The sequence below is a fragment of the Collinsella aerofaciens genome, from assembly GCF_040910185.1.
GTDB lineage: Bacteria > Actinomycetota > Coriobacteriia > Coriobacteriales > Coriobacteriaceae > Collinsella > Collinsella aerofaciens_BF.
The window spans coordinates 45522-71742 of record NZ_JBDGBA010000003.1 but is presented as its reverse complement, the minus strand read 5'-3'; the positions used below and the strand labels follow the sequence as shown (position 1 = coordinate 71742).

General features: G+C 60.2%; 19 protein-coding genes and 1 pseudogene. 11 read left to right on the top strand and 9 right to left on the bottom strand.

Annotated elements, in window-relative coordinates; all coding sequences use genetic code 11:
• Positions 1-7: 7 nt before the first annotated feature.
• Positions 8-481, bottom strand: coding sequence for an FHA domain-containing protein (locus tag AB5Z54_RS02210; protein WP_055310071.1), 474 nt, complete (start codon positions 479-481; stop codon positions 8-10).
• 515 nt (positions 482-996) lie between these two features.
• On the opposite strand from AB5Z54_RS02210, the gene AB5Z54_RS02205 reads away from it, so the two are divergent.
• The 3 genes from AB5Z54_RS02205 to AB5Z54_RS02195 all read left to right on the top strand — a co-directional run bounded on the left by AB5Z54_RS02205 (position 997) and on the right by AB5Z54_RS02195 (position 2938).
• A complete protein-coding gene (locus AB5Z54_RS02205) occupies positions 997-2355 on the top strand; it encodes a radical SAM/SPASM domain-containing protein (RefSeq protein WP_082421808.1) in 1359 nt (452 codons plus the stop codon).
• Between the two features lie 169 nt (positions 2356-2524).
• Positions 2525-2728 (top strand): hypothetical protein, encoded by a 204-nt coding sequence (locus AB5Z54_RS02200; RefSeq protein ID WP_124785779.1) that lies wholly within the window; start codon positions 2525-2527, stop codon positions 2726-2728.
• A gap of 30 nt (positions 2729-2758) precedes the next feature.
• On the top strand, positions 2759-2938 hold the full coding sequence (locus AB5Z54_RS02195; RefSeq protein WP_147324165.1) for a hypothetical protein: 180 nt from the start codon (positions 2759-2761) through the stop codon (positions 2936-2938).
• 886 nt (positions 2939-3824) lie between these two features.
• On the opposite strand, the gene AB5Z54_RS02190 is transcribed toward AB5Z54_RS02195, so the two are convergent.
• From AB5Z54_RS02190 to AB5Z54_RS02160, 7 genes and pseudogenes are all read right to left on the bottom strand, one after another.
• A complete protein-coding gene (locus AB5Z54_RS02190) occupies positions 3825-5453 on the bottom strand; it encodes an ATP-binding cassette domain-containing protein (protein ID WP_368159990.1) in 1629 nt (542 codons plus the stop codon).
• A gap of 695 nt (positions 5454-6148) precedes the next feature.
• Positions 6149-6418: pseudogene (locus AB5Z54_RS02185) on the bottom strand (methyltransferase); the annotation flags it as partial.
• Between the two features lie 324 nt (positions 6419-6742).
• Positions 6743-7681, bottom strand: a complete 939-nt coding sequence (locus AB5Z54_RS02180; RefSeq protein WP_368159987.1) for an FHA domain-containing protein — start codon at positions 7679-7681, stop codon at positions 6743-6745.
• 3 nt (positions 7682-7684) lie between these two features.
• Positions 7685-9529, bottom strand: a complete 1845-nt coding sequence (locus AB5Z54_RS02175) for a serine/threonine protein kinase (protein WP_368159986.1) — start codon at positions 9527-9529, stop codon at positions 7685-7687.
• Positions 9526-10431 carry a hypothetical protein gene (locus AB5Z54_RS02170; protein ID WP_368159983.1) on the bottom strand — a complete coding sequence of 302 codons (906 nt, stop codon included), beginning with the start codon at positions 10429-10431 and terminating at the stop codon, positions 9526-9528. Before AB5Z54_RS02170 ends, AB5Z54_RS02175 begins: the two co-directional genes overlap by 4 nt.
• A 245-nt stretch (positions 10432-10676) precedes the next feature.
• Positions 10677-11273, bottom strand: coding sequence for a recombination mediator RecR (gene recR / locus AB5Z54_RS02165; RefSeq protein WP_006235173.1), 597 nt, complete (start codon positions 11271-11273; stop codon positions 10677-10679).
• 13 nt (positions 11274-11286) lie between these two features.
• Complete coding sequence (locus AB5Z54_RS02160; protein ID WP_006235174.1) at positions 11287-11607, bottom strand: YbaB/EbfC family nucleoid-associated protein; 321 nt, start codon at positions 11605-11607, stop codon at positions 11287-11289.
• A 339-nt stretch (positions 11608-11946) separates the two neighbouring features.
• Here AB5Z54_RS02160 and AB5Z54_RS02155 point away from each other — a divergent pair, with 339 nt between their 5' ends.
• Positions 11947-12420: a hypothetical protein gene (locus tag AB5Z54_RS02155; protein WP_006235175.1), complete on the top strand. Its 474-nt coding sequence runs from the start codon at positions 11947-11949 to the stop codon at positions 12418-12420.
• A gap of 21 nt (positions 12421-12441) precedes the next feature.
• Here the strand turns inward: AB5Z54_RS02155 and dnaX are convergent, their stop codons facing one another.
• The gene (gene dnaX, locus AB5Z54_RS02150; protein ID WP_368159980.1) at positions 12442-14919 is read right to left on the bottom strand and encodes a DNA polymerase III subunit gamma/tau; all 2478 of its coding nucleotides are present in this window, start codon (positions 14917-14919) and stop codon (positions 12442-12444) included.
• 115 nt (positions 14920-15034) lie between these two features.
• Here dnaX and AB5Z54_RS02145 point away from each other — a divergent pair, with 115 nt between their 5' ends.
• The 7 genes from AB5Z54_RS02145 (at position 15035) to pknB (ending at position 26047) form a co-directional block, all read left to right on the top strand.
• Positions 15035-15751 carry a hypothetical protein gene (locus tag AB5Z54_RS02145; protein ID WP_368159978.1) on the top strand — a complete coding sequence of 239 codons (717 nt, stop codon included), beginning with the start codon at positions 15035-15037 and terminating at the stop codon, positions 15749-15751.
• Between the two features lie 142 nt (positions 15752-15893).
• Positions 15894-17747 (top strand): serine/threonine-protein kinase, encoded by a 1854-nt coding sequence (locus AB5Z54_RS02140; RefSeq protein WP_368159975.1) that lies wholly within the window; start codon positions 15894-15896, stop codon positions 17745-17747.
• Positions 17744-18754 carry an FhaA domain-containing protein gene (locus AB5Z54_RS02135; protein WP_368159973.1) on the top strand — a complete coding sequence of 337 codons (1011 nt, stop codon included), beginning with the start codon at positions 17744-17746 and terminating at the stop codon, positions 18752-18754. The genes AB5Z54_RS02140 and AB5Z54_RS02135 overlap by 4 nt, the downstream gene beginning before the upstream one ends.
• A gap of 6 nt (positions 18755-18760) precedes the next feature.
• On the top strand, positions 18761-19177 hold the full coding sequence (locus AB5Z54_RS02130; RefSeq protein WP_006235180.1) for an FHA domain-containing protein: 417 nt from the start codon (positions 18761-18763) through the stop codon (positions 19175-19177).
• On the top strand, positions 19174-21072 hold the full coding sequence (locus tag AB5Z54_RS02125) for a Stp1/IreP family PP2C-type Ser/Thr phosphatase (RefSeq protein WP_368159971.1): 1899 nt from the start codon (positions 19174-19176) through the stop codon (positions 21070-21072). The genes AB5Z54_RS02130 and AB5Z54_RS02125 overlap by 4 nt, the downstream gene beginning before the upstream one ends.
• 16 nt (positions 21073-21088) lie before the next feature.
• A complete protein-coding gene (locus AB5Z54_RS02120) occupies positions 21089-23959 on the top strand; it encodes an FtsW/RodA/SpoVE family cell cycle protein (protein WP_368159968.1) in 2871 nt (956 codons plus the stop codon).
• Between the two features lie 132 nt (positions 23960-24091).
• Positions 24092-26047 (top strand): Stk1 family PASTA domain-containing Ser/Thr kinase, encoded by a 1956-nt coding sequence (gene pknB / locus AB5Z54_RS02115; protein ID WP_368159966.1) that lies wholly within the window; start codon positions 24092-24094, stop codon positions 26045-26047.
• The last annotated feature ends 174 nt before the right edge of the window (positions 26048-26221 follow it).

Sequence of the window (26221 nt, the reverse complement as noted above, 5' to 3'; positions counted from 1 at the left end):
CTGCCGGCTAGAGGGCGCCGAGCAGGATGGCGTAGGTGGTGGATTCGCCGAGTTTGAGCTCGTCGCCGGGGTTGAGCTGGGCGGAGCGGCCGGGCTCTACTTGAATACACACACTCGTGGCCCCGTTTACCACCACGGTGCCGTTAGTGGACGACAGGTCCTCGACAAACCATGCGCCAGACTCGTCGCACCAGATATGGGCATGGCGGGCCGAGACGTCGTCGGTGATGCCGCCCTCCCCCGTTGCCAGCGCGCCGATCTCAACGCCTTCCTCACTCGGCTGAATCCAGCGCGGGACGCTCACCACGTAGCCGTTTTGCACGCACAGCAGTCCCAGCGGATGCGCCGGCGCGACCTCGTGCTCGCCCGCGACCGAAGATGTGCTCAGCGAGCGCGGCGTCAACGTGTCGCCGCCACGGGTCGCATGAGCGCGGCGGCTCGCCCGACTTGGAACTAAGGCGGGCGTGAGAGCAAACGGCATAGGGAACGAATCTTGCGGATGTACTCCTCGACGTCAGGCAGGTAAGCCCCACGAAGTCACCGGGGAGGCCCAAGCGGCCCGGCACCACTTCCAGATTCTGACCAGGGCGAGTCGTTCGCCGGTGGCTGAAGGCTCGCTTCCACCCAAAAGGGGAGATTCGCGTTGTTCCCCAATCGCTCTCGCATCTTTCATTTTGCTCGAGGTGGGCTATAAAAACTTTCCTGGTGAAAGGCGGCGATTGGTTTCCTTTCTTTCTAGAGGAGCGCGCCTGTAATCTGTTTTCATCCTAAATCAAGTTAAGATCGGACCTTCCAGAGGCAAGTCGACTCAAACTGCGAGGCTCCATGTTGGAATAAAGAGCGCTGTCGAAGTGCCAACAACACAAAGCTTGCCAGTCTCAAATAGAACCTTTTGGGAGTCCGATTGGGCCGCACACCGAATCCCCGCTGGTGGTTTTTATAGCTGCGCAACAATAAACAAGGTTAGTGCCAGTCCAGCATGAAATTGAGGAACGTATGCATTTTTTCTCAGTAAGTGATCGTCGTTACTGCTTCGATGAGGTCACTCGCAATTGCTTTCAGGTTGACCAAGCATCAGAAGATGCGCTTCGCATATTTGAAGCATCGGGAAGAACGGTCAACTCGAAGTTGCTAACAAAGTCACTTGCTGCGAAAGGCTACGACCAAACGACCATAGCAGAACTTGAAGACGACATTGATGAGTATCAACGATTGTCTGAGCGGACTTTCTTAACAAAAGACACGCCTCGAAAACTTAGATCCATCGAACTCCACGTTTCACATGCATGCAACCTTGGTTGTAGTTACTGTTTTGCCGGTAAAGGAGATTATGGAACGTCTCCTCTGCTGATGACAGACGAGATAGCCTTCAAGGCGGTCGACTACCTCGTCGCAAGTTCATCGGAAAACGAAACGCTTGCGATCGTCTTTTTTGGTGGGGAACCCATGATTAACGAGCCGCTGATATGGAAAACGGTCGACTATTCAAAAAGAATATACCCCAATAGAAACTTTACCTATTCTATTACGACCAACGGAACGCTTTTGAATGACACTGCTGTGAATTCTTTCAAGGAGCACGGGTTTTCTGTTCTGATTAGTCTCGATGGTACAGGATGCAAGCACGATGCATCGCGCCCGTACAAGACGGGAGGCGGCTCTTTCTCCGATATCGACAAAAACGTTCGTCGTTTTTCCGAGTCGTTCCCCTTCGGCGCAAGAGCGACCTTAACAAATAATAACTGTAACCTTGTTGAAGACTATCTTCAGTTTAAAGAGATGGGCTTCAGAAGGATTTACTTCTCGCCCGTGAGCTCATTCGATGAGAATATCAAACTCGACGAACACTCATTAAACAAAATCAGGGCGGGCCTAATAGATTTGGCGGATCAATATCTCAAACAGATTGATCAAGGGGAAAAGCCCTTGTTTAGAACATTGAAAACTGCAGTTGATTTGATTATGAGCAACAGGATCGCCTTTGTCGGATGCGGGGCTGGCAGGCGTTTTATTTCCGTGACTCCCGAAGGGGACGTATACCCCTGTCACAGGTTTGTCGGGATGATGCGATTCAAAATGGGCAACATCGTCACCGGAATTGACGAAACTAGGTATATTGAAAACTGGAGTCAGGGTGTCGAAAAAAGAATTGACTGTACGGACTGTTGGGCTCGGTCTTTCTGTGGTGGGGGCTGTAGCTGGGAGGCTGCAGACGAGCACGGCTACTTGCCCAAGAGTCTACACCCTGCATCATGTGAATATAGAAAAATGTGCTACGAGATGGCTTTTGACCTTATTTCCCGCCACTCATCTTCGCAGGAGAAAAATCAACGAGAAGCTACTGTATCGGAATAAGCGGTTCAGCGCATTGCTGTCACCATTGTGGAGGTGTTCGTTCTTCTGATTACCGTCTGCGAAGCTTATTGCTACATTCGCCGAAACCATTCTAGAAATATGGTGAACTAGACATCTTGGTTTGTTATACACAATATTGAGGTTTTTCTGCACTCAAAGGGAGGTAGTCGTGAAGCATATTCATCCGATTAATCCAGGAAGTGGCGACGAGGCAGGCGTGAAGCCGATGTCTTTTGACTGCCTCTTGGGCATTACTGACATCTGTACTGTTTATGATAAAGCAGATGGCTGTGGTGCATACGATTACTGCGACTATGACATGGATGGCGGCAGCATCTGCGTTGTAGATCACTGTGGCATTGATCAAACGTAGTCTCTAATTGGATTAAGGTGAGGAGCTGTTATGAAGCATATCCATCCTGTTGGTTCAAATGAACATCCTCCCGTTGAGCCTTGTTGTCTTGGAGTTGATATATGCAATTTTTACGACATCGCCGAGTGCCCTGTTGCGGATTGGTGCTATGTCGATAAAGAATCAAGCTGTGTTTTGCCAGCAGATTGGTGCGATCCAGTTGACGAGTAGTTTTGTGGCTAGGAACTATTTGGTCCAATTCAGAATAAGATGGGAACAAATACCAAAATCTCGTGTCTGGGAGGAGTTATGCCATTATTGCAAGGTCTCGTTGGATTAGCCTTTATACTTGCGTTATATCTGGCACCTTTTTTAATTCTATTCTTCATTATCCGACTCTTTCTTCGGAGAAAATAGGAGTGTCACGCAAACATTAGCGTAGCTTTCTTCCAATATGAGCCGAGCATTGGCAAGTGGAATAAGAAGCCCGACCGTTCGCCACATGAAAGTGATCGGACGGGCTTCTCTATTTAACCCGGGCCGCCACCCATAGCGGCTTTCCAAGCGTATTCTCAGTGCAAAGCAATCGTCAGTTTAATCCTATGCGCTGATACCGCATTTCATTTGTTCGGCTCGAATTCTACGGCCTGGCAACCCTCGCACTCTCCGGCAAATGGATTGAACGCGAAGGCAGAGATGATGTGTGCGTGGACATCGAGGCTGCTGTAGGCAACATACTGGGACATGGACCCCCGCTGCGCGTGGTATGCGGCCCGGCATATTCATTGCCGTCCAACCCCGTGTAGTTGCAGCAAAGGGTGGAACCTCAATGCTCAGCTCATGTTGTCCGTGGGACACGAGAATCGTAAGTACACTTTGGTGCGATTCTCACGCTGATACTGAGCCACCTGGAATAAGATACGTCGCGACAACACTTCGCTTCACCTCTGTCTCGACAAGATGACGTAGACTATAGTTTCCTTTAGTAAGAGAACGAGAACTATATCTGAAAGCGTTGCGATGGCGTGAAGGCACCGAGTCCGAACCGCCTGAATGCTACGTGCATCTGCATCGCCTTTTTGTTATCTCTGCCAGTTGGGTAGCACTACACTTGTCATCATTTACCCTGGTACATGCTGCCTAAATCCACTACCCCTTCTACCGCGCCGACCATCTCGTCATCGTGAGAGACAACGATGATCAGCTGGCTTTGCTTGTTGCGCTTAACATAGGCCGCAAGCTCGGCGCGGCTTACAGCGTCTAACCCAGTCGCGGGCTCGTCGAGTACCAAAACTGACGACTTGCGTGAAATCGCCGACCATAAGTACACTCGGCGCAGCTCACCGCCCGAAAGCGCGGAGCAACGTTTCCCGAGCAACTCCTTCACGCTGTTTTCCAGCGAAAGTAGGCCATCTACACCCCGGTGATAGGAAGAAAAGGGCGTGTCGAAATACTCTAACAGCTCTTTCACCGTTTCGTCCGGCGCGAAGCACGACTGTGGGCAGCACGATATCTCTCTCGCACGTATGTAATCCAAGTCGCATTCTTCGATTGGCACGCCGTTGTATTTTACTTTGCCTTTCGATGAGTATAGCCCGAGCATCAAGTAAAGAAGTGACGTCTTGCCTCTTCCGTTTTCCCCAACTATGCAATATGTACCAGGACCGGAAAACTTGAAAGAAAACCCGCCGAGGACCTCTCGGACAGATCCGTCTGGAAGGGCAACCGAGAATTCCAAATCAGATACCGAAATGTCATTTATTTCATCGAGTTTAGCTAAATCGGTCCGATTCCACCCCGATCTCTCCTTTTCTCTCGTCGCGATAGCCGTCCTATCCCATGATGCTTTGGCATCTTGATAGGATTTGAACAATGACATCATACTTTTCAAAGTCTTAAAGAGAACCGCGAAGTATGTACCGATGATAGTGTACTCGCCTATTGACATAGTTCCGTTAATGATTCGTACTCCGGAAACAACAAGTATCACCGCTTGAAACAACGCTGCGAAAAGACCATCGAGCGATGTCAGAGAATATGATAGCTTTCCGGAGCGCAAAACTTTGGGAAAATAGCTCTTAAACCCAGCGTCGAGCGCTTGTTCGCTCTTGCCGTACGAAGATGTCAGTTGAATGTTGAGAATCTGATTAAGCTGCGATGCAATTGCGGCGTAAAAGGCGCTGTCCGCCTCTTTCTTCTCATACGTGACCCTATACAAAAGTTTCCTCAACCCAGTAATTACACAGAAATACACGATGAGGAGAATGATGGAAAACACCGCGAGAGTTGAATCAATTGACCATATGATAAGCAATACGATGGGAATGGCTACAATGGACAGCGGCGCACTGATAAAATTCGCCAAAACGAAGGATGAGACCACGCTGGAGTCGGAAATAATCCGTTGCGTTGTATAGGCTGGATCGATGGTCCGACTCACCAAGTAATCGTCTCTTTCAAAACGCAAGACGGCCTCCCTGAGAAGATCAAAGGAAAGTCTCGTGGTTATGCGAATGGAAAGTGTTCCTGCAAAATAAGTAAAGAGGGTGGAGAAAACTCCTATTGACGCAACCAGGAGCGCGAAGAGTACGGCGTCTCTTTCGCTGCGGTTACCGAGAAGAAAATCTAAGAATTTCCCGTTCATGTATGGCATGGCATAGGAGAGAGCGGTTCCAATCACCGTGATAGCAATGAAGACGAAAGCCCCTTTTGCTCTGATGAACCTCGAGAGAACGCATCGAATCAAGGAAGGCCCCAATCTACCCGCCACAAAACATCAATCACTGATACCTTACACCTCAACACAACAGGAGCGAAGATTTGCCAATGAGACTGCTTTAAGATTGCCTTGGGCCAATACGATCTCAAGCTCTTCCTACAAGAGAGTCGGAATCGGACATCTCCTCCGACGAACCTGGCAATCGGGCGGTTGAAATATCTTTTTCAACCGCCCGATTGCCACAATAGATTTGAGCATCCGCCCACAAACGTCCGCGTTTTATACCCATCAAATCCTTTGCCTTTTGTCGTCTAGACTAGAAAAATCGCTCGAAATAACGCAACCGGCCTGCTCGCTTGAAGAAACCTAAGCCCGTAACGTAGATGTGCAAACTTCCGAAACGCCTTGCGCGGCATAGTGCGTATAAACTTCGTCAACCGCCTCAGAAATATCTGAGTATCGCGCCGGGTCAAAAGCATACGATGTCGCCGCCATACCCCGCACCCATTCGGAACGCGGATTAATTGAATAGCCACACAGCATCATCATACATGCATCTAGACCTGATTTCCCAAGTATCCGACGTATTGATGAGAGCATCGCGGGTCGCCCCTGCACCATCGTCGTCACCCCTATTAGCAGTATTTACCGTTTTTCTCTAAATGCGTATCGCCACCCTTAAGAATACGAAGTGTTTTATCCAGACCCGATTGTCCTCCATCTCAAACGAAGGGATAAGGAATCTCATCCGGAATCGGCAGTAACGGAGGATTCACAACGACAAGCGAAAAACATGAGTCATCTCTCAGAGGGGAGTAAAGGCTCCCCTCAAGCACCCTAGTTTCGTCATCCAAAGAGTTGATGGCAGTGTTTTTCTTACAAAGGTCGACAACAAAAGGGTTGATTTCTACAGATGTTACATCCATGCCACAGTTGGTAAGTATCAGGCCCTGTATTCTGGGGCCAGAACACAAATCGAGAGCCTTCCGTGCGCTCTGCGGTGTAAGGCGCCAATCTCAGCAAATCTGTCCCACAATACTGCGCTGAAGAACAAGACGGAACCCCTGAGCCAAACTCCCCTATACCTTATTAAGGCTAAGACAGGCAAGTTCACGCACCCGGCATATTCCAGAATAACATCCTATTGTTTTAGATGCTCTACAAGCATGAACAGCCGCGAATCGGAAAGATCTTCTAGTTTCGCCCCGACTGACCGCCAAGGGCCAAAATGGCCCCTCCATCCCCGGGCGACTGGCTCTGGCGCGCCGAGGAGTGTCCCCAAGTGCCGGCAGAAAAGAAACGTCCCTATCTGCCGGCTAGAGAGCACCGAAGAGGATGGCGTAGGTAGTGGATTCGCCGAGCTTGAGCTCGTCGCCGGGATTGAGTTGGGCGGAACGGCCGGGCTCGACCTGAATGCAGACGCGCGTGGCCCCGTTTACCACCACGGTTCCGTTGGTGGACGACAAGTCCTCGACGTGCCAGATATTTTGAGCATCGCACCAGATATGAGCATGGCGGGCCGAGACATCGTCGCCGACGTCGGTAATATCGCCCTCACCAGTGGCCAGCGCGCCAATCTCAACACCCTGCTCGCTCGGCTGAATCCAGCGCGGGGCGCTCACGACAAAACTGTTTTGTACGCGCAGCAAGCCCAAGGGGTGCGCCGGGGCGGGTTCGCGTTCGCCCGCGGTCATCGACATGCCAAGCGAACGCGGCGTGGATGTTCCTCCGCCACAGGTCGCGTGCGCGTAGTCGATGGCATAGTTCACCGAGGACCGCACATCCGCCGAACAACCGACGGCGACAAACAGCACCAGCACGGCCTCGGCGCGCTCGGCAGGCATGAGTTCTGCCGCCTGGGACAGGCGATCGAGCGCGTTGCGATAGAGATTCGTGTCCTGGTGGCACTCTTCGAGTGCGCGTACCATCGGTTCACCTGCAGGACCGCACACCATATTGATCACAGCCGTGGAGTCCATGGGATTTCGCTGGCGCAGGGCCAGTTGCGACATAATACGCGCAGCCGAGATACCGTATTCGGCAAAGTAGCGCTGCTGAAGCGTGCCGACCGGCGCGCGAACGATAAAGCGGGAAACCCAAGAGCGATCGGCGGCCCGGCTCTGCGGGCTGCGGCCGTCGGCGAGCGGACGGGACGAAAGCACCAAGCCGCACAGCTCGATATGGCTCAGATGCGCCGCGCGCTTAAAGATGTCAAACATGGCCCCGCATGGGGTGAGCTCAACTTGAGATGCCATGACCTAGGCCTCCTTGGTCGTAGAAATAGAATCGGACGATACCTCGACAGGTCTGCCAAAAGTACGGGCAGCTGCGGCTCCACCGGCAAGCGGAGTCGCCATCTGGGCTTTTGTGCGTCGCGGTGCCGAAACGGGAAGTTCAAAGGCAAAGCCCATCGCAAGCAAAAACCACGTAAGCGCATAGGTTGCAACCAGGGCGGCAATAAGGCCGCCCATCACGGCGCGTTGGGAAAATACGCTACATGCAGCCACAACCAGCACCGGAACCTCGCAGGCAGAAAGCGCAAGCACACCCTGCAGGAACCCCGAGCGCCGATCGCGCGCAAGTGCCCCCGCGGCAACGCCGGCTATGCCTGGCAGCGCCAACGCCAGTGCGGCTATAATACCCGGTAGCGACCCAGACCACACGAGCGATCCCAAAGTCGCCGTCACGCGAGCGCCCGACGCCAGCAGCGCGGCCGAAACCACGACCACAGCCCAAACCACGCCACAGACGACCGTCGCGCCGACCATCAGCGCGCGACGAACCGCGCGGCCAGACGCATCCATGGGGCACGGCGTGAGCGGCTCGCCGCGGAGCGAACGACCGACATTTTGCGCATAGTGGTCACAAAACGCCGAGAGCGCCGCCTCGACCGCCGCCGGCTCGGGACGATCTTTTTGATGGCTGGACAGACAGGCCGTCACCACGTCGAACAGCTGGGCATCGACAAACGCCAGCGCATCGCGTAGCTCCTCGGAATCCGGCTCAAGCCCCAGCTGCTGGGCCTGCTCGGCCGCGGCGAGCGCCACATCGGGCTCACGACGAAGCAGCTGAGTCAAATCGCAACCGGGCGCATGGGCACCAATGGGATAGTCGGGCCGCGTGTCCATCTTGAGACGGTAGGGGCTCGCGATGTCGCGCGTCTTTTTGCGCGAACCCGAGGCACCCGAAGTACTCGGCGCGGCTTCGTATGGCGCGACGCCGGCAATGAGCTCGTAAACCGTGCTTGCCGCGGCGTATACGTCAATCGCCGGCGACATACGCAAAGCGCGCAGGTCGGGAATATCGTCGGTGAGCATCTCGGGCGGGGCATAGGCAACCGTCGCGCGACGCAGCGTGGCATAGCGCTCCGTAAACGACGCCTTGCCGCCGGTACCGGCCACGGCCGACGCAGGCTCGAGCGCCAGCGACGAGCCAAAGTCGATCAGGCACAGGTCAAAGGTGCCCTCGGCAAGCTGCCGGTCAAGCGGTAGACGCGCCGTACGCACCATAATATTAGCGGGCGAGATATCGCGATGGACAAAGCCCTCGCCCACCAGGCTCATACGGCAGAGCAGATCGAACAGGTCGCGACCCAGACGCGCCGCCACAAGCGGCGACAGGCGTCCGGCATCGTCCACGGCGAGTCGCGAACGCAAGCGGGCAAGTGTCTCGCCCTCGACCCATTCCATGACAATCGCGGGCACACCGTCGACCTCGCCCCATCCATACAGGCGGGGAAAGCCTTTAAGGCCCGAAAGGGCGCGATGGCATTCGTATTCCTCGCGAAACGCCGCCTTAAACTTAGCGACCAGTGCCTCATAAGCGGCGTCATCATCGAACTCGTCGCGCGTCGGCAAGATGAGCTGCTTGAGCGCCACGGCCTCGCCCTGGGCATTGACAGCACGCGTCACGCGGCCGATGCCGCCACGGCGCATGGTGGCGTCGTCGGCAAACAGCATCGTAAATCGACGCTGGTAGACGGGCAGCTCATCCGGGCTCAGCGCAATAGCAGGCTCAAACCCTCCAACGCGCGCCAGGCGCAGGCCCACCATGGGATCGCGACCGAGTGATTGTGGTGTGGTGGATGCAAGATCGGTCATCATAGGGCAAGCGCCGCCACGTTATTGTTGAAGTTACCGAGCGCGACGTCATCATCGCCGTAATGGCCAACCCATTGACATAGGTTGGTGTAACAGCCCCACAGATTGGCATACTGCTGATACCACTTTGACCGGGGCGAGAATGTCTGACGACCGAACTCGGCTCGAATGACAAACATCTCCCCGACCAGGCTGTCGCACGGTCTGGGATCTCCCGTAGAGTTATAGGTCGAGACCACGTCATTGGCGCGAGAAACATAGCCGTCGAGCATGTTGTACTTGGTCACAAGCCAACTGTGAATGCTCTCTTCTTCAGCAGCGGAAAGGCCACCGGAGTTTGCATCGTTGTCAGTGTTGTCGCCCGTCGAGCCGCCGTTTCCAGACCCTCCGGCGGAGGAACCCGACCCAGAGCCGCCGCCCGAACTCGATGAATCCGAGCCGGAGCCAGAAGTATCCGAGCTACCGGGCTTTCCGGACTGCTGGGCGTCCTGTTCCTTCTGCTGCTCGACCTTATTCACCGTTGCCGCCACGCTATTGCTGGACAACCGATCGATGATCTTGGTGTTGGTGAGCACGATGGTTTTGCCATTGGCAAGCGTGACTTCGTTGTCCGGGGCCTCGGCGCCGTCCGCATCGTCGGTGCCAAACACAATATGCGCGACCACACTTGCCCAAGCATATCCAGTCGTGGTACCCAGATCACTTTTGACCTCATGCCCCACGCGCGGTTCGCGTGCGGCATGCGCCTGCATCATGGACGGCACGGTCATGCCATAGACAGAAACGCCAGCTATGACCAGCACCAGCGAGCACGACAGCAGCGCGTACGCCCGAGGCGCCAGGCCCAGCCGGCGTCGCATGCGCACCGCGGCGCCGCGCTTTGTCTGAGTGCCACCGGGCCGCATGCGTTCTCCTCCAACAAAAACACGCCGCTCGGGAGCGGCGCATTCATTCGAATCCATATTTGAGTGTATCAGCGAACCAAAAAGGTTGCGCAACGAATGGACAAATTAAGGATGCGAGCGGAAGCATCCATGCGATAAGCGGATACGAAGCATCTTTGTTGCACAACAAACTCACAGTCGCACGGGGAAATTATGACTACCCCGTGCGTCGCGAGGAAAACATACGGCAGGAGCAGGCTCGCCACCTAAATCGCGCGGCGGGCCTCGATGGCGCGGCCAAGCGTAAGCTCGTCGGCATACTCCAAGTCGCCGCCCACGGGAAGGCCGCTTGCCAGACGCGACACCTCGACGCCCAACGGCTTGATGGTACGGGCCAGATAGCTCGCCGTGGTCTCGCCCTCAATATTGGGGTTGGTGGCGATGATGACCTCGTGGATGTCCTCGTGGCCCAAGCGTGCCAGCAGCTCTCGAATGTGCAGCTGCTCGGGGCCAATCTTGTCCATGGGACTGATCACGCCGCCCAATACGTGGTAGAGGCCGTGGTAGCTGCCCGTGCGCTCGATCGCCTGGACATCGCGCGGCTCGCCCACCACGCAAATGCGAGTGGTATCGCGCATCGGGTCCTGGCAGATGGAGCACTCGTCGGCCGTGGCGTAGTTAAAGCAGCGGCTGCAAAAGTGGACCTCCTGCTTGACCTCCAGGATGGCCTCGGCCAGGCGGCGCGCCTCCTCGGCGTCGGCCTCCAACAGGTAATAGGCGATGCGCTGGGCCGACTTGGGACCAATGCCCGGCAGACGGCCCAGCTCATCGAGCAGTTTTTGCAGACTGTGGTTGGCACTCATATATATGCGTGTCTTAGAACGGCATGCCCGGGATGTTGAGGCCGCCGGTGATGGCGCCCATCTGCTTGTTGGCGAGCTCGTTGACGCCGCGGACGGCCTCGTTGACGGCAGCCATGATCATATCCTGCAGCATATCGACGTCCTCGGGATCGAGCGCATCGGGATCGATGGTGAGGTTGACGAGCTCCATCTCGCCGTTAACGGTCACCTTGACCATGCCGCCGCCGGCAGAGGCGTCGACGGTCTGGGACTTGAGGTTCTCCTGCGCGGCGGCAAGCTGCTCCTGCATCTTGCGAGCCTGCTTCATCATCTGCTGCATGTTCATACCGGCCATGATGGCTCCTTTACGTGCGGCCGCACGCCGAGCTGCAAGGGCAGCCGGAGCACGGCGGGACTTTCAAACTCAAAAATCGTACCACGGCGCGCGGCGAGAGAGCGGGGCGGACGTGTTACCTCAGTCGATATACATGTCCTCCAATACAAACCGCACTCAAAGATTATGCAAGGTCGAATTATGCAAGGTTGCATAATATCGCACACTCAATCTAGTAGAGCCGAATCCGGCATTTCATGTGCGCCACTAAATAGCTAAATGCCGAACCGCTGCTCGAGGCGGCGCACATGGCGGCAGGGTATAATTTGATTGCCATAGATAGTAATTTGGAGGTGCCCCATGAATGCCCCCAACGCGCTCCAAAACATCCGCTCAAAACACCCCGTTGCATATGTGGTTCTCTATCTCTTTGTCGGCTGGGCATTGCTGGTTGTCATCACCCATGCCATAGCTTTTGGAGCAGAACTGCTGATAGCCAGCTCGGACCAGCCCGTCGTCAAATGGGAGACGACCGATGAGTGCACCGACGGAACCCGAACCGTCTACTACAACAGCCCGTCCCTCTATCAAGAGTTCAAGGTCAAGATAAAGGACTTCAAGATTGTCGATGCCGAGCTAGGCGTTTATTTGGCAATCGGAGCAACCATTAACGCCGAGCAAGTCGAGTACACGGACAGCCATGCGACGTATCGTATCGACCTCAGCATCCTAGGCCGACCGTCACGCACCTGTCTGCTCAAATGCGACATACGCGGCACCACACTACACATGTCCGAAATACAGATGCGCCCGGACAAGGGGTCCTCTTCTTGAGCAGTATACCCGCCTGCGCAGCTACTCCACCGGCTTGAAGATGGTGGCCTGGCCAAAGACGCTGCGGATGAGGGCCTTGGCCTCGTCCTCGGTCTGCGGGATGCTCGGGGCTGCGCCCTGATGGCCGAAGGGGCTGCCAGCACCGGGATTGGATTCCCAGGGAGCGGCGGGGACGTCGTCGTTTGCAGAGGCTGCGGGTGCCACAGCAGCGGCCTTGGTCGCGGACGCCGCACCCGGCACGTCGAACGGGGGCAGATCGTCCCCGCCGGCATCGGCAGCAAAACCACCGACCATAGCATCGTCGTAGGGCACCTGCTCGGATTCCCATGGCGCAGCCTGCGCAGGCGGCTGAGCCATGGGGACGGACGCGCGCTCGGGCGCTCGGGGCGCGGGCTCGGTCGGGAGCTTGCCCGTGGCAGGAGCACCGGCAGGGTTGTCGGAGCGCAGCCAAGGGGCCTTGGCCAGGTCGGATGACTTGGGCGCAGGCGCGGCAGCGGACTTGGGCGCGGGGATCGGAGCAGCCGGTTTGGGCGCAGCGGGTTCAGGCGCCGACGGGGTCGGTGCCGCTACCGGCGCCGCTTTTGGCTGCGTCGCGCTGGCGCTCGAGGATGCAGGGGGCACCGAGGACACGGGTTGCGGGTCCGCAGATACCGCAGCCCGTGCAGATGGAGAATGCTCCTCATGTTGAGGAGCCGGCGTGCCACCCCCATCCAGGACATAGTCGACGGTACGACGACCGAAGACCGCGCAGACCGTCGGCAGGACCACCGACTGCGTATCGGCGCGACCGAGCATCTTGATGGCAAAAGTCGAACCCGCGGGGAACGAGACCGTGAGCTTGGAGCCGTCGTCGGCCGTGGCGCGGGCGTTGAGCAAAAGCCCTGCGTAGGAGGCCTGACGAGCCTTGACGCGCTCGACGACCTCGGCCCATTTGCGCTGGAGCTCGCCGGCGTCCTCAACCGCGGGGGTCTCGGCAGCACCGGCGGCGGCAACCTGGGCGGCGTTGTTGGGCTTGGACACCGACACGGTCGATGCAGCAGGCGCGGAAGCCGGAGCCGCAACGGGCTGAGGTGCAGGCGTTACAGGTCTGGGCGCCGGCGCAGGAGCCGCGGACTTGGTCGCAGGCTGGGCAGCCGGAACAGCAGCGCCGCGGTCCCAAGGCATACCGCCCTGGCGCGCGGACGTAGCAGCGGGGGCAGCGGATGCCGCCGGAGCGGCAGCACGAGCGCCCGAAATGAGCGTCGGCTGTTGGGCAGCAGCGGGTACGGATGCTGCAGGCGCGGCGGCCTGAGCAGCAGCCACGCTCGCCGGCACGGCGCCGTTGGCAATCATGGCCTCCAGGCGTGCCACGCGCTCGGCCAATGCCTCAATCGTTAAATCAGCCTCGGGACGTGCCAGACGCGTGCAGGCAATCTCAAGCACCAGGCGCACGTCGCTCGCGCCCCTCATCTCCAGCGCGGCATCGTCGAGCACTGTCAGCACACGGGCCAGGCGGTCGGCAGGATGCTCGCCAAAGGCAGCGGCCTCGGCAGCAAGCGCCTCGGCCTGCTCGGAGCCGCCCTCAAACAGCTCGGCACGGGCACCGGCAACGCAGGCAACGTACACGTCACGCACATGCGCCACCAGGTCGCGCGTCAGCTCCAGCAGGTCGTTTCCTTCCTCGACCTGCGCACGGATCAGTCCATATAGCTCGGCAACATCGCGATCGGCAATGGCGCGGGCAAACTCGCCCAGGATCTGGTCCGAAACCTCGCCCAAAAGCGAGCGGGCATCGTCCGCATGCACGGCGCCGTTGCCAAAAACGCTCAGCTGCTCCAGTGTAGAGAGCGCGTCGCGCATGCCGCCCTTGGCATGGCGTGCCACGATGGCAAGCGCCTCGTCGTCGTAGTCGAAGCCCTCCTGCTCGCACACGTATGCCAGGCGGCGCTCGATATCCTCGTTACCGATGCGGTGGAAATCGAAGCGCTGGCAGCGCGAGAGGATTGTCTCCAGAATCTTTTGCGGGTCGGTGGTGCACAGCACAAAGATCACGTGCGCCGGCGGCTCCTCGAGCGTCTTGAGCAGCGCGTTGAACGCCGCCGTCGTGAGCATGTGGACCTCGTCGATGATATAGATCTTGTACTTGCCGCGCACCGGGGCAAAGTTAACGGAATTGATGACCTCCTCGCGCACGTTGTCTACGCCGGTACGGCTTGCGGCATCGAGCTCGTAGACGTCTGGGTGGTTGCCCTCGGCGATGAGCTCGCATTCCTCACAGGTGCCGTCGGGCATGCAGCCGCTCGCACCCTCGGCGCGCGCCGCCTCGGCATTGCGGCAGAGCAGCGCCTTGGCAAGAATACGCGCCATGGTGGTCTTGCCCGTGCCGCGCGGTCCGCAGAACAGGTACGCGTGGGACAGACGCCCCTCGGTGATGGCATGCTCGAGCGTCGAGACGATATGCTGCTGGCCCACCACGGAGTCGAAGGTGAGCGGGCGATACTTTCGGTACAACGATTCCATGGGTGCTCCCCCGGGTATACTGAGTCTTGTTGCCGCGGCGGCCATGCGGTCGCACGGCATACTGCATCCATAATAACCCGTACGGCGAGCCCGCCGCGATAGGAGTCCAAAGAGCATGGCAGACGCAGAGAGCAACCTCGTTCCCTCCGAAGCAGCCGACCAGGTCGAGGTCGCGCTCGAGAAGCAGGCCGCAGCCGACGACGGCATCCTGTACCTCAACGAGTATCAGTACGAAAACGACCTCGTCACCGACTTTGCGCGCCTGGTCGCCTCGCCCAGGCGTCGCGGCTCGCTGTATGTCGCCGCGGCAATTGCCGCGCTCATCGGCATCGGCATGCTAGTGGCCGGCGGCAACTGGATCAAGTTCGGTGTCGTCCTGATCGTATTCGGCGCCTTTTTGGCCTGGTGGAGCAAAAATCTGCACCACACCCTTGCCCGCGACTTTATCGATGCCGTCGAGGCCGACGAGTCCATGGGCGGCCGCTATCGCCGCGTCGCCGTTAACGAGGACGGTCTGATGGTATGGGGCAAGAGCGGCAAGTCGCAGTTCTTCCCGTTTGAGAAGCTCGACCACGTGCTCGACAGCGAGCGCATCTTTGTGGCCATGTTCGCCGACCAGGGCGTGACGATCCCCAAGGACACCTTTGTGCGTGGTGATGCCGAGCAGTTTGGCTCCTTCCTCAAGGCGCGCATCAACAAAAAGCTGCGCATCGAGACCAAACGCAAGAAGATGAAGGCCGAAAAGGCCGCTGCCGAAGCCAAACAGGGCGACAAGCCCCAGGAGACCAAGGGCAAGCAGCGCAAGCAGAAGAAGAACAAGAAGAAGCGCTAAGGCCGAGCCAGACAGGCCACCTCGCCCCGCTACCTTCACCATGCGCCCGAGCGTGCTAAACTAGCAGCATCTATGCCACCGCGAATGGCTCGGCTCCGCGCCCGCCGCTCGCAAACGAACTTTAAACGCACGAGGGTTGGCCATGCCGCTTTTCTCGCAACATACCGCCCGGTTCTCTCCGGACGTTCCCTTGGAGGGCACCAGCTCTCGCGAGCTGCTCAAGCGGTTCCAGCCGCTCGAGACGCTTGCGACCGGCGGTTTTGGCTCCATCGAGATTTGCCGCGACACGCACCTGCGCCGTCGCGTGGCCATTAAGCGCATCCCCCTTATCAACGGCGCCGGCATGCCCGCCAGCGACATCATGGACGTGCTGCGCGAGGCACACACCGCCGCCATGCTTCAACATCCCAATATCGTGCAGGTTATCGACTTTACGCACGATACCGCCTATGCCTACCTGGTCATGGAATATGTCGACGGCATGTCCCTAGCCGACTTTTTGCATCGCGTGGACGGCCATTCGCTCACCTTTGACGAGGCCGCGGCAATTGCCGACGCGCTGGGCCAGGCGCTCACCTTCGCCCATAGCAACGGCGTGCTCCACCTGGATATTAAGCCCGCCAACGTACTCATCGACCACTCGGGCAATGTAAAGCTCACCGACTTTGGCATGGCGCGGCTGTCGTCTGCCGGCGGCTTTGGCGGCTCGCGCGGCGGCACCATCGGCTACATGCCACCCGAGCAGCTCGACATCGAGACTGGCACGGTTGACGAGCGCGCCGATGTCTTTGCCCTCGCCTGCGTGATCTACGAGGGCCTGTGCGGCAGCGCTCCCTTTATGGCCGCCACGCCCGGCGACTCGCTCGGCCGCATCATCGGCGGTGCCACCTACCCTAGCGAGCTCATCCCGCACTTTCCCCCAGGAGCCGAGGCTGCGCTCATGAGCGCCCTCTCCCCCATGCCGCAAGACCGCCCCAGCAGCATCGAGGCATTTTGCGACCAGCTGCTCGCCGGCTTGGGCAGCGTGCGCGAGGGCCGTCGCAGCCTGGAGCAGATGGTGGGCGAGCTGTCGGATGACGAGCGCGCGGCAGACGATATCGAATCGCTGCCCTATAAGGACGACACCATCGAGGTCGACCCCGCACTCGGCTGGGCCGGCACGCGCTGGAGCCACGCGCGCGATTACACCATGCGCGCCATCTCGGCGCTAACGTGTGGTGCCTTTAGCTTTTTGCTCATGCAGACGGCTGGCGTCGCGGCGCTTCCCGGACTTATTGCCGCGGCCATCGCGATTGGGGCGGCTGCCGGCCTGGCCCCGCAGATTGGCTCGGCCATCTCGGCCGTGGGCTTTTTGGTACTTATGGCCAACGCCACCATGCAGGCGCAAGGCATCCTGTCGATGCTGCCCGTCGCGGTGCTCTTTGCCGCCGCCATGTCCGGTTGGTGGATCGCCTGGGGCCGCACCGAGGCCGCCGCGAGCGCCGCGCTCACCTGCGCGGTGACACTTGGATGTCTAACGGGCGACGTCCTCCTTGCCGCCGGGGTCGCCGCCGGCATCGCGGCCTTTTGGCTCGGCCCGGCAAGCGCCGCGGCCGCCACGGGGATGGGCGCGCTTTTTGGCCGCCTGGCTACGGTTGCGCTTTCCGCCGGAGGCGTGCTGGGGCTCGGCAATGTTGCCGCGGCGCTGGGAGACATGCTCTTCTGGGCTGCCGTCGTGCTTGTCGCGGCGACAGCTGCACTGACATCTCTGCTGCTCAACGTCCATGCCAAGCGTGCCGAGCAGGGTTCGAACCTGGCTGCAATCGCTGCCATCGCCGGCTGCGGAATAGGCTCCGCGGCGTCGCTCTGTCTTGCACACCATATGGAAATTGCCAGCCTTGCGGCCGCGGTCGTCGTCAAGGCGGCGGTTGCGGGAACCCTATCCTCTATAATCGTTGGGATATGCCTATATTTGCTCGGATACCAAAGAACCTATACGGAGAGTGATCTTTCGTGAACTTCCTGAACATCTTCGAGGACCACGTGGCCGGCATCTTCGGTGCCACCCGTGCCCCGTTCTCCTTTAAGAAGCTTGCCAAGCAGGCCGCTCGCGACATGGAGGATCAGACTCTGGTGATCAACGGCGTCAACACCGCGCCGGCACTCTATACCATCCTGATCGCCGCCGACGACGATCCCATGCTCGCCCCGTTCTACCCCGAGCTTTCGCGCGAAGTCCGCGAGTTTGTGAAGGCACAGGCCGAAAAGCGCCGCTATGTGTTTGTCGGCGAGCCCCTCGTTCGCTTTATGATCGACCCGCAGCTGCGTGCCGGTAAGTTCTCGGTCTTTGCCGAGAACGTCGACGCCCCCACGCTCGGTCGTCTGTACGAGGAAGAGCGCGCCTACCAGAATGGCCTGGGCCAGAACAACTCGGCAGCAAGCCGCGCCGCCAGCGCTCCCCGCGCCGGCAAGCAGCAATTCGCCGCTCCGCAGCAACAGCACCCCGCCGCCATGCCCCAGCAGCCGACGCCCCGCGCCGTCGCTCCCGACCCGCTCGCCGTGGCCGATCCCTTTGCGCCCAACGTCCCCGACCCCGCCGCCGCGCCCATCCCCGTGCCGCAGACCGTCTCTCGTGACGCCCTCGCCGGTATGGGCGGAGCCGCCGCGACCGGCGCCGCCGTGGGCCTTGGCGCCGCGGCCGGTATTGCCTCCAACATGGCGAGCACCCGCGCCCCGCAGCGCCCGCTCGCCCAGCTCGTCGACGTCGTGAGCGGCGAGAGCCACAGCATCACTTCCGCGCAGGTGACCATCGGTCGCGAGCGTTCGGTTTCGGACATCGCCCTGCGCGACCCCAACGTGTCGCGCCGTCACGCCCAGCTCACCTTTACCGGTTCGGACTGGTCGATCGAGGACCTCAATTCCACCAACGGCACGCTCGTCAACAACCGCCGCATCACGCGCTGCCCGCTGCGCAACGGCGATCTGCTGACGTTTGGCCTGAGCACCTTTGAATTTTGGGGATAGTCGCTTATGAACATCGATATCGTCCTTTTTGCAGGCCGCATCGTCCTGGTCGCCCTGCTCTACATCTTCCTGTTCGCCGTCATGAAAACCGGCGTGGGACTCGTACGCGGCCAGCGCCGCGACTCCGCTATCTGGACGATCGATGTGGACAAGGGTCCGCGCGGCATCCGTGGCATCCATGTAGACATGCTCGGCCCCGTCATCGTGGGCCGCTCGCCGTCCTCGGACATCTGCATCAACGAACCGTTTGTCTCAGCCTCGCACGCACGCTTTTCGCTGCAGGGACCGGCACTCATCATCGAAGACCTCAACTCGTTGAACGGCACGCTCGTTAACGGCCGTCAGCTGGTGGAGCCCGCAACGCTGCGCGAGGGTGATGAGGTCCAGATTGGCGACGTGGTCATGAAGGTGAACCGTCGATGATCGACGAGGAGAACAAGTCCGCAACCATGCCCGAGACGCCGACTGCCCCCGCAGCTGCGCCGGCCCATGCCGCTCCGGCGCGCCCTGCGACCGTGGAGCCCGAGGACACCGTGTTCTCCCTGCCTCTTTCGCATGTAACTCAAGAATATCCGGCACTCGTCGATGACGAGGACGCCGACACCGAGCAGCTCGACGCCCCTATCGGCGCGCACGCTGCCGAGCAGCCCGCGGAACCGGAGGCAACGCCCGCACCGGCTCACTTTGCCGAGCCCGTCGCCGAGGCGATTAACGAGAGCGCTGCCGTGTTTGCAGCGCCCGAGCCTGACGCGCCGGTATTCCCCGTCGCCCCGGCAAGCGAGGCGGCACCCGCATCTGCAACGCCTGCCGAAGTCGAGCAGCCCGTTGCCGCGCCCGCCGCAGCTCCCGAGCCCTCCGCTCAACCCCAGAGCACGCCCGCGCCGTCGCACTTTGCGACGCCCGAGCCGACGGCTGTCGAGCCGCAGCAGGACGGCGATCCCGCCGACCGCGTAACCGAAGATCTCAACCTTCCGGACGTCTCCGACGCCGAGTCGGGAGACGATGCCGACACCGTCTCCCCCGGCGACACCGCCGAGATCGATGTCGCCGCCGTGGAGGCAAAGCTCAAAGATCCCGGCTCGACCATGAGCTTTGAGCCGCTGACCGACGAGCGCATCGAGACCGACTCGACCTACGACGCCGGCACCACCACGCAGCTTATGTGGGGCGCCCGCTCCGACGTCGGATGTGTTCGCCCGCACAACGAGGACTCCTATCTGGTGCAGTCGCCGCTCTTTTGCGTGTGCGACGGCATGGGAGGACACGCCGCCGGCGAGGTGGCATCCTCCATCGCCGTCGAGACCATCGCCAAGACGGCGCCGCAGTCCGCCGACGCCGCGCGCCTGGCCGCAGCCGTCGAGGCCGCCAACGCCGCCGTGATCGAGGCCGCCCTCAACGGCCTGGGCAAACCCGGCATGGGATGCACGGCCACCTGCGCCTACATCGAAAACGACACGCTCGCCATCGCCCACGTGGGCGACTCGCGCGCCTACCTGCTCCACGAGGGTACGCTCATCCGCGTGACCCGCGACCACTCCTACGTGGAGGAGCTCGTGGATGCCGGCGAGATCACGGCCGACGAGGCCCGCGTCCACCCCAACCGCTCGGTCATCACCCGCGCGCTGGGCTCGGATCCCGCCATGTATGCCGACCACTTTACCCTGCACATCGAGGAAGGCGACCGCCTGATTCTGTGCTCCGACGGTCTTTCGAGCATGATTCCCGATAGCGATATCGAGAACATCGCTACGCAGTCCTCGAGCGCACAGATCTGTGTCGACAACTTGGTGGACGCGGCGCTCGCCGCCGGCGGCCACGACAATGTGACCGTGGTGGTCGTCGACCTGGTCGACGACGGCGTCATGCGCGAGGCAAAACGCGTCCGACGCCGCAATGTCACCATCGGCGCCGTCTTGGCCCTTGTCTTTGTGCTGGTAGCAGGCATCTGGGCATACACGGGCGTCACCGGCTCCTATTACTTGGGAACCTACCACGGCAATGTCGCCGTCTGGCGCGGCCTGCCCGGCAAGACGCTCGGGGTCGAGCTCCACTGGCTCGAGAGCGAAACCAGCATCAAGCTGTCCGACCTGCCCGAAGACACGCAAAACCGCCTGAAGGCAGGCATTCCGCAAACGAGTGTCGACGATGCGCAGGACACCATTTCCAAGTACCGCCATCAGATTGACGAGGAGCAGACCCGTCAGGTGATTGACGCGCAAACGATTCGCAACAACACCGATCAGGAATCCACCTCCGAGTCAGATTCCGAGAAAACCGCCGAACAGTCAGCCGAGGCCGAAGCCTCCGATAAGAATTAGAAAGGGAGTGCCGCTTATGAGTCGCCGCAACACCGAACTGCTCTTGCTCATCGCCTCGGCGTTCCCCGTCATCCTGCTCTATGCGATGTACGTGCTCACCGCGGGCGCCACGATTTCCTTTGAGACGCTCGCCGTGCCGATCGGCCTGTTCGCCGCCTTCGCCGCGGCGCATATCGCCGTGCGCATCCTGGCGCCCGGCGCCGACCCCGCCATCCTGCCCATCGTCTTTGTGCTCTCGGGCATCGGCATCACATTCGTGACGCGCCTGGCCCCCGACCTCGCCATCTCGCAGCTCATCATCTTGTTTGTCTCGGTGGCGCTCATGGTGGGAACGCTCGCGCTGGTCAAGAACCTCGATGTGGTCATGCGCTACAAGTACACCTTTGGCATTATCGGCATCATCCTGCTGATGCTGCCGATCTTTATCGGCACCAAGATCTCGGGCTCCAAGCTGTGGATTCGCATCGCGGGCTTCACCATCCAGCCTGGCGAGTTCGCCAAGGTCTTCATCGTCCTGTTCCTGGCAGGCTATCTGGCCGAGAACCGTGAGCTGCTCTCCATCTCCAACCGCAAGATCCTGGGCCTCAAGATTCCGCGCCTCCGCCTGCTGCTGCCGCTGTTTGCCGTGTGGGGCGTGTGCCTGCTCATCGTCGTCTTCGAACGCGACCTGGGCTCGGCCGTCCTGTTCTACACCATCTTTTTGCTGATGCTCTATGTTGCCACGGGACGCTTTTCGTACGTCATCATCGGCCTTGCGCTGCTGGCCGTTGGAGCCGTGGGCGCCTACAAGTTCCTGTCGCACGTGCAAGTGCGCTTTCAGGTCTGGGTCGATCCGTTTAAGGACGCCCAGGGCCAGGGCTACCAGATCGTACAGTCACTTTACTCGCTGGCTGACGGCGGCCTGGTTGGCGTCGGCATCGGCAATGGCATGGCAAACAACATCCCCGTCGTCGAGTCCGACTTCATCTTCTCGGCCATCGGCGAGGAAATGGGCCTTTTGGGCGGCGGCGCCGTGCTCATCCTGTTTATGCTTTTTGCCGTGCGTGGCCTCACCACGGCAGCCCGCGCCAAGTCCGACCTTGCCGCCTTTAGCGCGACCGGCCTTACGGCGGCCATCAGCTTCCAGGCATTCTTAATCGTTGGCGGCGTAACCCGCCTGATCCCGCTGACCGGCGTCACCCTGCCCTTTATGAGCCAGGGCGGCTCCTCGCTGCTGGCGAGCTTTATCATCGTCGCGCTGCTGCTGCGCGCCGGCGACGAGGCAACCGGACGCGAAGCCGAGCTCACCGGCACCGGCACCATGGCCGCCATCACCGATGACCAGGTCGCATCCGCCGCTGCCCCGACCGGTACGCGTTTTGCCAGCGCACCTTCCTACAGCCACGGCAACCACTCCGCTGGTTCTCGCATGCGTCGTCGCCTGCTCGACACGCCTGAGTCCGGCGTGCTCGGCCGCGTGGCGCTTGCCAACCGTCTGACTCGTGCCGTGTTTGCCTTCACGGCGCTGTTCGCCATCCTTATCGGCAACCTCACCTATGTCCAGGTCATCAAGGCGAAGGACTATCAGGACATGCCGACCAACAACCACACCATCGCCCGCTCCAAGTACATCCAGCGTGGCTCCATCATCACGTCCGACGGCGTGACACTAGCCGAGTCGCTGCAGCAGGAGGACGGCACCTACGCCCGCTCCTACCCCAACGGCAACATGGCCGCGCACGTGGTGGGCTACGTGAGCCAGCAATACGGCACCGCCGGCATCGAGAGCGTCATGAACGATACGCTCACCGGCTCCAAGGATTACTCCAGCTGGAACAACGCCATCGCATCGCTCGCGGGGCAGACCCAGCCGGGCAATACCGCCAAGCTCACCATCGACTCGCGCATCCAGACGGCTGCCGAGCAGGCGCTCAAGGGCTTTAAGGGCGCTGTGGTGGTCATGGATCCGCGTACCGGTGCGGTCCTCGCGTGCGCGAGCTCGCCCACCTATGACAACACCAACATCGATGCCCTGATGCAGTCGGGCGGTGGCGAGGACGGCTCCATGTACGACCGCGCCATGGACGCGCTGTACACCCCGGGCTCGACCTTTAAGGTCGTCACGCTCTCCGCGGCGCTCGAAACCGGCACTGCCAGCCTTACCAGCACGTACCAGGCGCCCGGCTCCATGGACATCGGCAACGCGCCGGTCACCAACTCTGCCAACGAGAGCTACGGAACCATCAGCCTGCAGCAGGCCTTCGCCGTGTCGTCCAACGTCGTCTTTGGCCAGGTGGCCAACGAGGTCGGCGCCAACTCGCTCGTCCAGTTTGCCAACGCCTTTGGCTACGGTCAAAAGCTCGGTCAGGATCTGACCACCGCGGCTTCCATCATGGCCGACCCGTCGCTTATGACCGAGTGGGAGACCGCTTGGGCAGGCGCCGGCCAGCCCGTCGGCATGGACCACACACCTGGCCCGCAGACCACCGTCATGCAGAATTGCGTGATCGCTGCCGCTATCGCCAACAGCGGCGTGGTCATGGACCCGTTCTTTGTGTCCCAGATACTCGCCCCGGACGGAACCGTGGTTAAGACCACGCAGTCCCGCTCGCTGGGCCAGGCTGTCAGCTCTGCCACGGCCGACCAGGTCAAGCAGGCCATGCTCGCCGTCGTCCAGTCCGGTACCGGCACCGATGCCCAGATTCCGGGCGTCAAGGTTGCCGGCAAGACCGGTTCGGCCGAGATCGGCGGCACCAACGTCAACTCTATGTTTGTTGGCTTTGCGCCTTACGATTCACCCACGGTTGCCATCTCGGTGGCCCTGGAGGATTACGACAAACACGACGTCGAGGCGGCCAAGATTGCCGGCATCGTCCTGACCGCGGCGCTCGCCGCACAGGGAGCGTGATGCCCGTGATCAAAGCGGATACTTGGGGCGCGCCGCGGCCGATGAGCTAGCGGCAACGCGCCACACGGCCCCAGCGGCCACACATTTGGTACTACACACATCGTTGAGCGAATAGTTATGTTAGGAGCAGGAATGGAACAGAGGGTCCTCGGGGGAAGATACCTCCTCAAGGATAAGGTGGGAACGGGCGGCATGGCGACCGTCTTCCGTGCACAGGATCAGGTCCTCGACCGCACGGTTGCCGTCAAGATCATGCTGCCGCAGTATGCCGGCGACGCCACCTTCGCCGCCCGCTTTAAGCAGGAGGCCCAGGCAGCTGCCGGCCTGTCCTCCCCCTATATCGTGGGCGTCTACGACTGGGGCAAGGACGGCGACACCTATTACATCGTCATGGAGTACCTGCGCGGTACCGACCTTAAGAGCGGCATCAAGAGCCACGGCGCCCTCGATCCCAAGAAGGTCGCCCAGATCGGCTCGCAGATCAGCTCCGCGCTTTCGGTCGCACACAAGCACGAGATCATCCACCGCGACATTAAGCCGCAAAACATCATGGTGCTGCCTGACGGCAACATCAAGGTAATGGATTTTGGCATCGCACGCGCCAAGAACAGCCATCTCACGCAGGATAATAACGTGCTGGGCACCGCCCACTATGTAAGCCCCGAGCAGACCCGCGGCCAGGACCTCGGCCCCACCTCGGATATCTACTCGCTGGGTGTCGTCATGTACGAGTGCGCCACCGGCCGCGTACCCTTTGACGGCGACGACGCCATCTCGGTCGCGCTCAAGCAGGTCAACGAGCTCCCCATCCCGCCGAGCCAGATTAACTCCGGCGTCGATGCCGACCTGGAGCGCATCATCCTCAAGTGCATGGAGAAGGACCCGGCAAACCGCTTCCAGACGGCCGACGAGCTGCGCCAGGTGCTCAACAGCTACCTGTCCGGCCGTGCCGTCAACGTCTCGGAGCCCACGCGCATCATCGGTGCCGCCGGCGACCCGGGTGCCACCAAGACCCGCGAGCTTTCCGACTCAACGCGCGCTATGGTTCGTCCCGTCTCGGGCGTGAGCGGTCAGAACACCGCCCGTAGCGCTGTCTCGGGCTCCACGGGCTCCTACGAGGTCGAGAAGCCTAAGTCCAACAAGAACAAGATTATCGCCGCCGTGATTGCCGCCGTCGCCGTGATTGGCGTTGTAGTGGCCTTTGCCACGGGCATGTTCAGTGGCGAACAGGTCACGGTGCCCGACGTGCTGGGCAAGGACCAGGAAACCGCTATTGAGCTGATCAAGGAAGCCGGCCTTGAGGTTGGCACCGTCGACCAGAGCTACAACGACGATGTCGACGAGGGAAAGGTCGCCGAGCAGACCCCCAACGGCAACACCAAGAAGGCCAAGGGCACGAGGGTGAACCTGGTAGTCTCCAAGGGCCCTAAGCCCTCCGAGAAGGTTGAGGTTCCGCAGCTCGTCGGCCTGACCAAGGACCAGGCCGAGGCCGCACTGGCAAGCGTGGGCCTGAAGGGCAGCGCTTCGGAGGAAGCCAATGAGGCCGAAGAGGGCCAGGTCTTTGAGCAGAGCACTGTTGCCGGCAAGGAGGTCGAGAAGGGCACGACCATCTCGTACAAGGTCTCGAGCGGCCCGGATACCACGTCCGTCCCCGACCTGACCGACATGACCGAGGCCCAGGCGCGCAACGCCCTCGATATGGCAGGCTTTGGCGTCGACGTGAGCTACCAGGAGAACGACTCGGTTACCGAGGGCACCGTGATCAGCTGGAACCCCAGCGGCAAGCAGAAGCCCGGCGCCACGATTACCGTCGTCATTGCCAAGAAGTCCGGCAAGGCCACCGTCCCGGGCAACCTGTACGGCAAGAGCATCTCCGCCGCCGTTACCGCGCTCAACAACGCCGGTTTCTATAACATTGGCTTCTGTGACCAGAACGGCAATCCCGTAAGCGGTAACGAGGATGCCACCGTTACGGGCGTCTCCCCCACTGGCAAGCAGTCCACCGACAGCACGATTACGCTGACGGTCGCACTTTCTGGTTCGGGCTCGGGCACGAGCACGGGCGACGATTCCGGTACGACCAACTAGTCGCCACCCCACCGCTTATCGCGGCTTTCGCCGCAAACATATTCGCTCACAGGCGCCCGCTTGCTCCCCCAGCAAGCGGGCGCTTCGTTTTTGACATGGCATTGAACCAGAAGAGCCCGGCACCGTAGCGGTACCGGGCTCGACAAATCTCTGGTGCTCCGGGCGGATTCGACC